Source organism: Paenibacillus silagei (genome assembly GCF_017874735.1).
In the GTDB taxonomy this organism is placed as follows: Bacteria; Bacillota; Bacilli; order Paenibacillales; family Paenibacillaceae; genus Paenibacillus_AQ; species Paenibacillus_AQ silagei.
On sequence record NZ_JAGGLV010000015.1, the window covers coordinates 77,037 to 90,452 of the forward strand.

The 13,416-nt window shown below is 46.6% G+C and carries 11 protein-coding genes; 3 read left to right on the top strand and 8 right to left on the bottom strand.

What is annotated here, in order from left to right:
• The first annotated feature begins 13 nt into the window (after positions 1–13).
• From J2Z70_RS20990 to J2Z70_RS21000, 3 genes are read left to right on the top strand one after another with little or no spacing between them, the layout of a single operon-like run.
• Positions 14–3,136 (top strand): ATP-binding protein, encoded by a 3,123-nt coding sequence (locus J2Z70_RS20990; RefSeq protein WP_209876463.1) that lies wholly within the window; start codon positions 14–16, stop codon positions 3,134–3,136.
• Between the two features lie 4 nt (positions 3,137–3,140).
• Positions 3,141–3,758 carry an HNH/ENDO VII family nuclease gene (locus J2Z70_RS20995; protein ID WP_245368401.1) on the top strand — a complete coding sequence of 206 codons (618 nt, stop codon included), beginning with the start codon at positions 3,141–3,143 and terminating at the stop codon, positions 3,756–3,758.
• Positions 3,759–3,769: 11 nt separating this feature from the next.
• Positions 3,770–4,165, top strand: coding sequence for an SMI1/KNR4 family protein (locus J2Z70_RS21000; RefSeq protein WP_209876465.1), 396 nt, complete (start codon positions 3,770–3,772; stop codon positions 4,163–4,165).
• A 44-nt stretch (positions 4,166–4,209) separates the two neighbouring features.
• Here J2Z70_RS21000 and J2Z70_RS21005 read toward each other — a convergent pair whose 3' ends face one another.
• From J2Z70_RS21005 to J2Z70_RS21035, 8 genes are all read right to left on the bottom strand, one after another.
• On the bottom strand, positions 4,210–5,445 hold the full coding sequence (locus J2Z70_RS21005; protein ID WP_209876467.1) for a hypothetical protein: 1,236 nt from the start codon (positions 5,443–5,445) through the stop codon (positions 4,210–4,212).
• A 16-nt stretch (positions 5,446–5,461) separates the two neighbouring features.
• Entirely contained in the window at positions 5,462–7,000 is a 1,539-nt protein-coding gene (locus J2Z70_RS21010; RefSeq protein WP_209876468.1) for a dynamin family protein, read from the bottom strand.
• On the bottom strand, positions 6,990–8,615 hold the full coding sequence (locus J2Z70_RS21015) for a dynamin family protein (protein ID WP_209876470.1): 1,626 nt from the start codon (positions 8,613–8,615) through the stop codon (positions 6,990–6,992). Before J2Z70_RS21015 ends, J2Z70_RS21010 begins: the two co-directional genes overlap by 11 nt.
• Before the next feature lie 22 nt (positions 8,616–8,637).
• The gene (locus tag J2Z70_RS21020; protein WP_209876472.1) at positions 8,638–9,582 is read right to left on the bottom strand and encodes a helix-turn-helix transcriptional regulator; all 945 of its coding nucleotides are present in this window, start codon (positions 9,580–9,582) and stop codon (positions 8,638–8,640) included.
• 496 nt (positions 9,583–10,078) lie between these two features.
• Positions 10,079–10,906: an IS630 family transposase gene (locus J2Z70_RS21025; protein WP_245368413.1), complete on the bottom strand. Its 828-nt coding sequence runs from the start codon at positions 10,904–10,906 to the stop codon at positions 10,079–10,081.
• Positions 10,795–11,094 (bottom strand): helix-turn-helix domain-containing protein, encoded by a 300-nt coding sequence (locus J2Z70_RS33385; protein WP_342593039.1) that lies wholly within the window; start codon positions 11,092–11,094, stop codon positions 10,795–10,797. Before J2Z70_RS33385 ends, J2Z70_RS21025 begins: the two co-directional genes overlap by 112 nt.
• Positions 11,095–11,361: 267 nt before the next feature.
• Positions 11,362–12,303, bottom strand: a complete 942-nt coding sequence (locus tag J2Z70_RS21030) for a tyrosine-type recombinase/integrase (RefSeq protein ID WP_209876474.1) — start codon at positions 12,301–12,303, stop codon at positions 11,362–11,364.
• Positions 12,304–12,315: 12 nt separating this feature from the next.
• Positions 12,316–13,416, bottom strand: coding sequence for a tyrosine-type recombinase/integrase (locus J2Z70_RS21035; protein ID WP_209876475.1), 1,101 nt, complete (start codon positions 13,414–13,416; stop codon positions 12,316–12,318).

A 13,416-nucleotide genomic window follows, 5' to 3' on the forward strand; every position in this document is an offset into this window, starting at 1 on the left:
CGGGGGAATGAAGATGGCAACAAGCATAGAGAAGCAGCAGCGGGATCATGAATATCAGCTGGAGACAGCGGTTGAAGCGGCCGGCCGGATTATTACCAAAAGCTATCTGGATCAGCTGGAGCAGTATGCCATCATCGAGCCCTCCGAAGAAGAGATTGATATAGATATTGCCGAATGCGGCCAGTTCTATCAGCTGACCAAGCTGGTCTACAATAAGGATGAGCATTTCCTGGATAAGCTCACGACGATTGCTAACGTAGCCTATTCTATCAATGGCAGTATCGCTTCGATCATCAAGAGTGACGGGCAGTCAGTGAATTATTACCTCGGCGTCATCTCCAAGAATGACCGCGGCCGGAATGAGAACAGCCTGCTTAGACGGCAGGCGGCATCCAAGGCGTTTCAGGGAGCGATTCAGGGTAATCTGATCGGGTCCGATGTGCTGACACTGGACAAGGATGAGGTTATGGAGCTGCAGCAGAATATTTTCTCCCGGAGCGCTCAGGCGATATCCTCCGTGTCAGGAGTCGTCGCACTGCGGGACAGAGATATGAAAGGTATGCCAGCGTATGTGCAGGGGATTGAGAACATGGTCGATTCCTTGCGCGGCCAAGCCTATTCGATTTTGCTCATCGCCGATCCGCTTCGTAGCAGTGAGCTGAAGGCAGTCAAACAAGGATATGAACTGCTGCATACCGAGCTGTCCGCCTACTGGCGCAGCTCACTGACCCTGAACGAAAGTGACAGCACCTCGTTATCCCAGGCAGCTTCAGAAGGCGTATCTAACGGGATTACCAAGGGTATTGCTTTAACCCAAGGCAAGAATACATCTAAAGGGAATTCTTTAGGCGGACATGCTGGTCTGAACATTGGAATACCCAACACAGGTATTGGTATAAATCTGGGCGGCAGCTTTGGAAAATTCAGCTCCACCGGAGAATCCTCCGGAGAGACGACGAGCCAGAGCGAGATGGAGAATACTACCCGCAGCACTAGCAGCACCTCCGGTACCACGCGCAGCGGGGGGAAGAGCCTGCAGCTTCATTACGAGAACAGAAGCACCAAGGCACTGCTGGACAAAATCGACAGTCAGCTTGAGCGTCTGGATGTATGTGAGAGCTTCGGCGCCTTCAATTGCGCGGCCTATGTCATTGCGGATGACCGCAACGCCGCCATGACGGTCTCCAGCAACTATAATGCACTGATGCGTGGGGAAGCATCCTCCATCCAGGCTTCATTCATTAACACCTGGCACAAACAAGCTGATGTAAAGCGGCTGCTGGCCTATTTGAATTCCTTTGTACATCCGCGTTTCACCGGGCAGGGACATGGAGTATCGGAAGAGGCGCTGCAGGTAACGCCAGCATCGATTCTGAATGGGAACGAGATTGCCATTCAGATCGGCTTGCCGAAGAAGTCGGTTGCCGGCATCTCTGTAATTCCCATGGCGCCATTCGGCCGTAATGTACGTACAGCCAAAGGGGGAAGGGTGCTGCAGCTTGGCAGTCTCTATCATATGGGCAAGCCGGATGGCTCACCGGTCATACTGGATGTTCAGAGTCTGGCTGCACATACCTTCATTACCGGATCAACCGGTTCGGGTAAATCGAATACGATCTACCAGTTATTAACCAAGCTTGAAGAGCAGAGGGTATCCTTCCTAGTCATTGAGCCGGCCAAAGGGGAGTACAAGCATGTCTTCGGCAGCCGGCCGGATGTGAATGTATTCGGCACGAATACGCAGGCTGCCCCGCTGCTGCGGCTGAACCCGTTTGTCTTCCCGTCAGGCATTCATGTTCTGGAGCATATTGACCGCCTGATTGAGATCATGAATGTGTGCTGGCCGATGTATGCGGCTATGCCTGCTGTACTTAAAGAAGCCGTTGAGGATGCATACATAGAAAGCGGCTGGGATCTGGAGAGCTCGGAGAACCGCTATAACAATGGCTTTTATCCGACCTTTATTGATGTCATGGGCTCTTTGCAGCGGGTGATTGAGCAGACGGCTTACGCGGACGAGGTGAAGAGCAACTATAAAGGCTCCCTGCTTACCCGAGTCAAATCATTGACCAATGGGCTGAACGGGCAGATTCTCTGCAATGGAGAGCTAGATAACGGGCTGCTGTTTGATCAGAATACCATTATTGATCTGAGCAGAGTCGGCTCTGCCGAGACCCGGTCACTGATTATGGGGATGCTGGTCATGCGTCTGCAGGAGCACAGGATGCATCAGGGCGGTATGAATGTACCGCTTAAGCATGTTACAGTCCTGGAAGAAGCCCATCATTTGCTGAAAAGAACTTCCGGCGAGCAATCGATGGAAGGCGCCAATCTGCAGGGGAAATCCGTCGAGATGCTGGCAAATGCCATTGCCGAAATGCGGACACTCGGTGAAGGGTTTATTATCGCCGATCAGTCACCGGGACTGCTGGATGCAGCCGCCATTCGTAATACGAATACCAAAATTATACTGCAGACACCTGATATGAATGACCGGCAGCTTGTCGGCAGAGCAGCCAATCTGAATGACGAGCAGATCCTGGAGCTGGCCAAGCTCTCTACAGGGGTTGCTGCAGTTTACCAGAACAATTGGCTTGAGCCGGTCTTATGCAGTCTGGAGCCGTTCGCAGCTGCGGAAGAAGTATACAGCTTTGTTCCTGAAGTGCCGAGCAGCATCATGGGGGCGCGCTATACCCGGGAGCTGCTGAAGCTGCTGCTGGGTAAGCTTTTGCCGGAGTACCCGGAGCTGGATCTGGACTACCTGGAAGCGGGTCTCTCCCGCTCTAGGCTGTCAACGAAGTCCAAGATTATGCTGCATCAGCTGATCGGCGAATATAAAGAGGCTCAGCAGCTGCAGCTGTGGAACAGCGAAGGATTTGCACAGCTGGCTGGTCTCGTCAGTGATCTGATGGACGGAGAATCTATCATGGAGCAGACCCGGTTGGCCGGAGTAGAAGTGGAGCGGCTGAACGGATACTTGAACGCCGCGATCAGTCGCAGGATCGGTCCGGTCGATGAGCCGTTAGCTTATGTAATCAGCCATTGTCTGATGAAAAATCATTCGGCAAGAGATACTGAAGGGCTTAAATTATATTATATGTGGGAGCATATGACTCGGGAGAGTATACGGGGATAGGGGAATGGGAATGGAGAATGTAGCGCTGGGTAATAAAGAGGCTGTCGAATTGAAGCGGCCGGGAGCAGATACGAATATTGATGCACTGTTAATTGATGTAGAGAAGTTGGACAGACCCCTCTATGATGCTGAGCGTAATCAAGATAGTGAGGCTCCGCAAGAGGTTATAGAACCGGTTCCACGGCCGGAATGGACAGAGGAAGAGAAGCGGCAATGCCAGCTTGAAACAGGCTGGCCGGGTACTATTATTGACTCGGTAAGGTCCAGTGAGGAGTCTAAGATTTACATCAATGCAGGTCTGAAGGTGAGTGAAATCGGAGGCAAGCCTTGCCTGGAGCGGAACGATATTGATTGCGAACAGAAGGATGCTATGGGCCAGACGAATAAGGAACGGATGGCCCGTGGACTGGCCCCGTTAACGCCGGACGGCAAGACAGTCGAGCTGCATCATATCGGCCAGAAGGCCGATTCCCCGTTAGCCGAATTGACCATGGAGCAGCATAGGGGCAAAGGCAATGATACGATTCTGCATGATAAAAAGATTGAGAGTGCAATTGACCGTATTGCCTTTAATGCAGAGAAAGCGGAGCACTGGAAAAGACGGGCAGAAGCATATAATTGAGGAGGAGAACAATGAAGACTGTAATTGAGCAAATTGAACAGCAGTTCCGTCTGTTCCATGCGGCAGGCTGCTCCGTAGAGCAGGTAATGGTAGCGGAGGAGCAGTTGGGTCTGCGGTTTGCAGACGAATACCGGAATTATGTACTGGATTATGGAGCAATCTCATTTGGCTCCCATGAGTTTACGGGACTGAACGTAGATTCGTATATTAACGTTACAGATGTGACCCGGCAGGAGCGCGAACTTAGAGATAAGCTGCCGGCTGATTGTTATGTTGTGCAGCAACTCGGTATTGAAGGGCTGGTTATCATGCAGCATCAGAGTGGCGCCGTGTATCAGCTGGACGAATCCGGTAACTGCTCGCGGATTGCCGATAGCTTCAGCGGATATCTTGCAAACTTACTATAGATTAGATAGCAGAAGGGCTCTCTCTCGGGAGCCCTTGCTACATTCTATGAGAAATTTGCGCTGCCGATAATCTCGTTGTTCTGATTAACAGAAAGATCCGGAAATAATGTTCTATTGGTATTTACAGGATCGCGTTCATCGTCTCTATAATAATTCCAGCAATTAATGAATTTGGAGTTTTTGACTATTGCGGTGCAATTGGAAATAATCTCAGAGGCATACAAACCTAAAGTGCTTCTCCCGCCGCTTTCTTTGAATGTGCAGTTATCAATAAGCAGGCTTTTAATATTTGAAGGTTGGTTGGAATAAAATACAGCTCCAAGAGATTGCCAATTATAATAATTTGTACTATGGATGTATACACATTTGTCGAAGTTGCAGGAAATCACCTTGATGACAGATATATCTTCAAGGACAAGAACTTGTGTCTTGAAATTATGGAAAACACACTTCTCCAGCAGGAGCTCTTTACAGCAATTGAAGGTTAATGAATTAGCTGAACCAATAAATTCACAATTAATCAGCTCTACTTGTTCGCACGCTTCAAATATTAATTGAAAGTCCGCTGTATTAATAATCATGTTCTCCAGATGAATATGATTCTTGCGCATCAGCATGCTTGTCGGACCTAAATAGTTGCCTTCTTGTTGCTCGAAATTGTAAAGAGTCCGCTCCTGATAGATCATAGAGAACAGATCTGGCCCTGTGGTAATGAAGAATTTCACATATGCTTTAGTGTAGTAATAGAACATCCCGGCGGATATACGGTCAGGCCGAAGTTCTTCAGCAGCCGTATATTTATCGTGATTCTGCTCGATGATGCTCTGCGATAACAGGGCTAAATACTTGATTTCGGCAGCGCTGATCTGAAGCTGCTCGCTGAGTTCGGCAATGAACTGCAGCTGACCGGCTGTATCGCGGCTGCCTATTGCGCTTAACACAAGGCAGTCCACCACGAAAGCAAACCTCAGTTCCTCCGTTCTAAAGCCCTCTATGAAATCCTCCAAAAATTCCTCGTCCGCTTCAGTGGCCCGGCGTATGTACTCCTGAGCGCTGGTCTCTTGAGCTACACCCAAAATAATCCGTTGGAGAAGGAACAGCTGAGAATCATTCATTCCGTCGCTGTAGTGGGCTACAAGACAGAGCATTTTCAGATATAAATCGCGGTAATAATCTTCTTGCGAAGCCAAAGGATGGTTCATAATCGCATAAAACTTAGCTTTATTGTCCTGCATAGCTTCCCTGAGCAGATTTACCTTTTCCTTGTAGATTTTTTGCATGATGCTGTTCCTCCTGTTATTCTCCCGGGCTGAGATGTGTATTGAAGATTTCGGCATACAGCGTACTGGCTTTGCATGCATCCTGGATATGTATGTCTTGCTGTATAACAGCACAATTGGACCGGATAAGGCCTACCAGCTGATCCACATATTCGCTGCCTCCCGGCTGCACCGCGATTGCCGGCTTCAGGCTGCTGAAGGTATTCTGCAACAGACGGAAGGCGCTGTCGTCAGAGCTTATACCTTTCTTTTGCCGGTAGCCCTTAAGCAACTGCAGCGGATTTGTCAGATTCTCCTGAATCAGTTCACTCTCAGAAGGCTCCGGCATAGCGATGCCGGCTAGATCGGAAATAAGCTTAATCTCCGTGAAGAAGTCCGTCTGCAGCTGCCGCAGGGCATGGTTAACGGATTTCAGTCCGGCAATGCTGTGCGTAATTTCTGTAATCAGAGAATCCAGGCATTCGCTAATTGTAGGGTCATCCGTCAGCGTTCTGGATTTGTTAAGCCGGTTCAGGCGGCGGCTCTCCTGCTCAATCTCATTCTCGTAGAACTGCTTGCAGCGGATGAAGATCGTTTTGAAATTACGGGCGAACTTGGATTCATAGACCTGCGCGTTCCAACGGTCCAGTTGATCGCGGATGGCTGCACTATCATAGAGATCCGGCTGTAAATTTGAAAAGGCGAGTACATCCAGATATGCAATTCCCTTGATAGCAAGCACTTTTTTAGTTTTGGTGATAATCTCCCGCAGATCCTGCTCCGGCTTTTTGTCGGCTTTGTTTACAATAATCAGCTTCGGAATATCCTCCCGCAAACTGCGGATGAAGGTAATATCCTCCTCTGTAATAGTCCCGGCATCCGCCTGGATGAACCAGAGAATGAACTGGCTTGAATTGAGATGCGTCCGGGCAATCTGCTCGTCTGTTTTGGCGGAGTGGTTCTTGTCATCGGCTTTGGTGTAACCTGGCGTATCAAGGAAAGCAATATGATCATAATGATGCCAGGGGGTAGTCAGAAAGATTGAATTCATCAAGTGGCCCAAAGTCACCGGATCGGTCAAAGGCCGGTCATGCTCATCATCCACTTTCCCGAATCCGTGCGTAATCCGCTGAATAGCCTTTAATTCCAGATCGATTTTGGTGTTGAAAATATTAATTCCCTGTACCTGGTGATCAGGCCCGTTAACGATATAGGTCGGAACTGAGGTAGAGGGGTCAATATCTGCCGGAAGCACACGTTTACCCATTAAAGCGTTCAGGAAGCTAGACTTTCCGCTGGAGAATCCGCCGCCAAGAGAGACAACATTTTTGCCGATCAGCTTATCGAACAGGATGAAATCCTTGAACTTCTCGAATTCATTCTTGAAATTGGTGAACAGCACATGGAAATCAGCCGGGGCATTCTTCTGGAGTGTCTCCGGGATTTGCCGGCCGATAATATCCTCAATTCTGCTTAGGTCTACTTTAAGATCCGGATGCTTCGAATAGCGGATGACTGTGCGGAGCAGCTCGAAATTACTCCTTAATTTGTCCGTGACTTGCGCATCATAGCTCATGATTGATCTCCTCAATTCTGTTCAGATGCTTGGCGGCCTGGCTGAGCAGCTCATCCTGTAGTTCCTGTTCCTCGTCACGTTTAGCCTTGAGCTCGCGGAGAGCCTTCCCCAGAAGGGAATGCTGCTGCTCAACCTGCCCGCTGATTGAAGCATTCAGCTGCTGGATCTGAACAGTAATTTCAGCTTCCACATGCGAGCCTACCTGTGTGATCACTGCAGGGTATACCTCAGTCTGCAGTTTATGCCGGATCTCTTCCTTCAGCACATTGCGTTTCTTGCTTTCGAAGTGCTTGCCGATAAAATGCTTCGCCAGAGCGCCTATAACCGTTAGCAGGGGGCCGAAGATAATCAGGCTGATGCCTGCAATAACCCCGTTCATAATTTTTTTGGTGATATTGTCGGTATCAATGCTTAAATGTTCAAACGAGAACCCGTTGTCTGCACCGAAGTCAATATGGATACGGTCCGTGAGCTTTTTCAGGTAACGCCGGACTTTGGGCAGCAAGCGCTCCTGTATACTCCTCGTGAGCGACTCGCGGACGATATGATTAACCTTCTCGGCAATATCCTGCTTGTTCAGAATCAGGGTACATAAGGTATTCTCTTCAGCCGTCAGGCTGCTGCGGACATCATTCTGAATGTCTCGTACAATGAGAGGGATTTCTTTCTCAAACAGGTGATTATCATCAGTCAATTGACTGTTTAGCGAGAGCATTCTCCGGTTCAGCTGTTCCTCTTGCTCTTCCAGTTCCGAGACCGATAAGCTTTTGCTATGAATAAGCATCTTCAGGTAATTGCCGGTAGTATTCGCCTCCTGCAGGGCCAGTGTCCGGAATTTTCCGCCAAGCAGCTGCACGGACTGGCTCTGAATGTGGAGCAGGAATCCTTCAAGCTCTTCTACATCCCCTTTATTGCTACTGGTTACGCAGTAGGTGATCTGGTCCGGCTGTTCAATATACTTTCTGATGCTGTCCTTGAGATGGCTGAGGCCCAGCTCCAGCTCCTCCAGGCCTACTTTGTCGCTTTTGGTAATGACGATACAGACCGGCGTGTGATGAAGATTCAACTCCCGCAGAATCTGTACGCTGCTGCTCTTGAGGACCATGTCGTCTGCAGGAAAAGCGAGAATGTAAGCCAGACTTTGCGGCAGATAGCGGTCAATCGCCAGATTATGTACCTCAACCCCCGATTCGAAGCCAGGCATGTCCACAACCATGACCTCAGAAAGACGGGCGAGTAAGTGTTCATTCCTGAGCTGCAGCCGGATGCTCTGCACCCGGTCAGCATGAATAAATTCACCAGCCCGGAAGCTGGCTATATCCGTAACAGTAACGTCTTCATCACTATGAACGATGATTGCAGAATCCTTTTCGTGGTAGGTGATTTCTGTCGGCACAGCCGTTTCAGGGGTGATATTCTCCTTGAGCAGAGATCTGCTGTAGCCCAGCAGCACGTTGAGCAAAGCGCTCTTTCCGGCACTGAATTTGCCGATGATCGGCGTGCATACCTTGCTGGAGCTCATCTCCTCAAGCAAAGCGTTGATTGAAACCGCAGACAGCTCATAACTCTCATTAATGACGGAAAGCTCCTGTAATACAGCACGGATTTGATTCATGTTAATTCTCCTCTATCAGCTATTAGCATAATTCAATCAGATCGCCTTGGCTGCGCAGCCACATATCAATCCCTTTGCCGAATACCTCGGCAGAGATGGTGTATATACCGTCAGTTTCGTCCAGCACCTTGGCTGTGGGCAGTCGGTCCAGTACCGCCTCAACGGATTCGCCCTTGAAGCGGAATTTAATGACCTGCAGGTCTCCGCCGTACATGAACTGTACCCGCTTGCGGAACTCCCCTTCCTCGAAGCGGTCTTTATAGGGTATCGTGAACCGCTCGTCCAGCACCTGGAAATCTATCATCCGGTCAATCCGGTAGATTGTAGGATAAGGATCCTGTTTGCCGGCGGCAACGGTGGTATCCGTTTTTTTATCAATGTAGGCAGCCAGATAAAAATAATATTCCGAGAACAGAATCGCAACCGGCTGAAGCCTGCGCTGCACGACGGCTTTGCCCTTAACCCGCTGATAATCAACCTGCAGGATCCGGTTTTCCTTGACGGCCTTTCCGATGTCCCACAGCTTGCTTCCGAAGACTGTCTTATGCTGCGGTTCTACATAGTGGAACTTCTCGTTGGCAATCAGCTCGGTCATGGGTTTATGAGCATTCTTTGGCAGACAGCATTCCAGCAGCTTGTCCAGCATCGGCATAAGCTCCTGGCGGGTAAAAGCTCGGCTTTCCAACATGATTTTACAGATGGCCAGCACTTCGCTGTTAGAGAGCAGTGCGCGGTTTACACGTTCCAGCCGGTAGCCGTTAAGTGATTTGTCGAAAATAACCGCCTGGCTTAACCCTTCGTCCAGGAACCGCTGCTCCAGAAAGTCCCGGATATCCTCAATATCTCTTTGAATGCTGCGTTCGTTCACACCGTATCTGACAGCTTCTGCTTGTTTATTGATTACAGCGCCGTCGCAAAGCCTGGTATAAATGGCCAGCACGCGCCCGTTTTTTCCGCTATTATTCATGAAGGCTAATCTCATCTCCCAATACCAGTGTCGATGACTCTATTATAATTCATAAGATGGACATTTTCTGTCATTTCTTTGCGATGTTGCAGGGACAATTTTTTGCTAGCCTTGGTGCATAAAGATGAGGGTCTCCGCATTTGTGCTACTTATTCAGTACAAGGGTACTTATAAGTTAGTCGCCTTCATCGGGATACTTCTTGGCATTGTGTTAACGAAGAGGCTGGAGAGCCATAATTTAAGCAAATCTGAGGGAAGTAAAAGGTTTATCGAAAATTATTATTGTGTATGAGAGTGAGCACGGACTTATGCCTAGAAAAAAATTATTAACTGGACATAGGTGGAGACAGCAGAAGCCTCCTGGGTGAAGTGAGTGGGATTATTTTGTGAAATAATATTACATCTTGATAAAGGGGATTTAATTTTTAGGGTTAGAAGTAATTTTAAAAAGGTGATAAAGTGCTGTAGAACTTTTCGGATTAAATATAAAAATGAATCACTCAGCACATGAAATTTCAGCAGGAATTAACCTAGTACCTTGACCAGTATAAATTACAGGATGTAAGTGTTTTAATTTGCCTCGTGCCTGCTCCGTGGTAAATTGCCAGTCGATGGATTTCTGAATTTGGTTACGCTCGGTTTCCCAAGAGGACAGCTCGCCTTGTAATTCTTCAATGGAGGTGATTCGGCGGTTCAGGTATTGAATGGTCATTGCACTGAGTTCAATCTCAGCCATGTTCAACCAACTGCCATGCTTAGGAGTGTAATGGATCTCGAGCCGCTTCGCCAATGCCAGTTCTGGTGCAAAATTTTCATATAAAGACGAGATCGTATGGGTATTCAAGTTGTCCATCACGAGCCGTACCCGTTTCGCTTCTGGATAGTGAACCTTAAGCAGCTCCTGAATCTGCAAAGCCCAGTCGGATTTGGTGCGTCTTTCCGAAGCCTGCACATGACGCAACCCCGCGAGCGGTTCTGTAAACAGAAATAGGCAGCAGCTTCCTTTGCGAACATATTCGTAATCTTCTCGAAGAATCTGTCCTGACTTCATCTTTTGTGGAGGGCGAGAGTGATCGAGCAGTTGGATCGGCTGTTCATCCATACAAATGAGCGGAATTTCAGGATCGTATGGCAGAGCGTAGGTTTCCAGGACATCTTCCATGCGAGCGACAAATTCACTGCTCGCTTTGGCGGGAATGCACCATTGCTTTTTTAGGTGAGGCTTAAGTTTTGTTTTATTAAAGTCGTCCGAATCGTTACTCGTCCGACGGATTCCAAAATATTCAGTTCGATCACTCGGCGGGTTAACAAACGAATCGTCCAGCGAGCATACCCCTTTGGAGGTTCGGAACAGGCTAACGCAATGATTCGAGCTTCCACCTCCCCCGTAATTGGGGAAGGGCGTGGCGGTTCAGCGCGGCGGCGATATTGAAGAGTCTCTTCCAGCCCACGTGTACAATAGTCTCTTTGTTTGGGAATAGCACCTTGGTTTTCATCCGAAAGTAACAGCACGAGACAGCGACGGCGAATACGGCGGAAGTTGAATCTGCATGAAGAACTTATTCAATCATTTCGCGTTCTTTCGCTTAAAGTCGAACCTCGTATTTTTTGTACATCTGCTAGCCCTCCCATATTTTTCTTATCGAAAGAGCATAAAATTACAATCAAAATCGGTCAAGGTACTAGTGATCTACAACAAACCATAGTTAAGCTTAAAATTAATATAAATCATTGTAATTAACATTCATAATTTCACCTCCTCGGCTAAAAAAATTATATTTATGAACTGCTATCATCGCTTCGGACTAGAATCTCAGCTAAGTCATTTAATGGTGGGACATATCGTAGAGTTGTAGACAAGATTTGATGTCCTAACTGTTTTTGAATCGCAACCATACTTACACCAGCCGATTGCATGAGATATCCAGTTGTACGTCTCAAGTCATGAGGCGTTATGACACGGGAAAGGTTTGCTTCGAGGGACAGATCTCTCAATATTTTTCTTAACCCAGGAGCGGTTAGTCGATTCTTTCCATGGAAAAATAACGTATCAATATTGTTGTCTGTCCAAGAGATATAGCTCGGATGATCCATATATCGCCTAAGTTCCTCTGATAGAGCAGTGGTGATGCCTGTAGGACGAGCATCACCTTTTTGGCCGTTTCTAATTAAAACTATTCTACTCTCTAAATTAACACTATCTTCTGATAGGAATCTAACTTCTGAATTTCTTGCCCCAGTAATTAGCATAAACCATATTAAAACAAACTCCTGACGAAAGAATGGTTCCTTTTTTAATGCAGTTTCAAGAAGAGTAAGGCATTCTTCTTTTGAAAGTGCAGTATTTTTAATTGGCCGATCGTAATATGGATTGCGATAATCCTCCATAGGATTATGTTGGATTAAATCCATATCATATAAAAATTTTAAAAAATTCTTTAATGAACTTATTGCATTGTACATAACAAAATTTGATGCACGATAATCTGTGAGAAGATACTCCACGTACTGATCGATAAAATATTCCTGAATGGGGCGAAAAGAGCCGGGATATTTTTGACTTGCATGAAATTTATCAAAATCAAGCTTCCCCTGGAATCCCCTCAGTAACAAATACTTTTCGAACTTACGCAATTGAACCTGGACATCCCCCTTCCCTAAAAGTTCTACATTTTCATACCAAAATTTATAGTATTTTGATTCAAACAAGATGTTGTTCATTTATTGGTCTCCTTAAAAAAAGTCAGTGACTTTTAGATTTGCGAGCGGATGTTGATTGATCACTTTAACGAGTGTATCGTCAAACAATTTAAGATAAACCTCGGTTGAACTCAACCATTTGTGCCTAAGCAATTGCTGAATCGTGTATGGATCTACACCAGATTCTAACAAATACAGCGCAAAAGAATGACGAAGAGAGTGAACAGATAGCTGATAAACCCTTTTGTCATCATCACTAATTGTAGACGCTTCTTCTATGAGGTTAGCTAACATTTTTTGAATTGTACTATCATGAAGAGGGGATATTCCCTTATTGTCGGAGAAGACGTATAGTTCAGAATAGTTGGGTAAATCCCTTATAGCACCATACCTGAATTTCACAAACTGGTTGAGTAGTTCCAGTGAAAATTCTGTGATTTTTGATGGAGTCTTATACTCCTTTTCACCCTTTGAACGTACATAAATCTCTTGTGTTTGAGGTTTAATATCTCCAACTTGGAGAGTTCGCAATTCACTGAGACGAATTCCTGTCCCAAGGAAAGTCCATAGGATGACAAAATTACGGAAAGATTCTCGACCTAATCTTGCAAGCATAATTAACTCATCAATTTGTTCTTTGGTAAAGGCACGGGGGAGACGTCGTTTATCGACAGTTACTTTTAATACACGTTTTAGCTTATTAATATTTTCTTCATAAAAATGGTCAAGAACGGTTCTTAAAAAGTTTCTTAGAAATGCAGCCTTTTTACTTCGTGTGTTTTTATTTTTAACTGGTGCTAAATAACTGCCTAAAAATGGAGAGGTACAAACCGATTTGAAATCAGGCTCCTGAAAATGCTTGTTACAAAATTTGATGAACATACCCATTTCATAGCGGTAGGCTTCTTTCGATGATTTTGCAAGTTCTGTATATGAATCACTAGAAAAATAATATTCAACAGCTTCTTGAAGTAACACATGCTCTGCCGGCTTGCTGGTAGTTGTGTTTTTTGGAACCCAGTCCATTTGATTTAATACCTGCAGGAATTTATCGGGACCAAAGGCTTCAGCCATTTCTTTAATCTTATCTCCTAAGGAAAGATCCATTTCAAATTCCATGTCGTAAATAGGCAT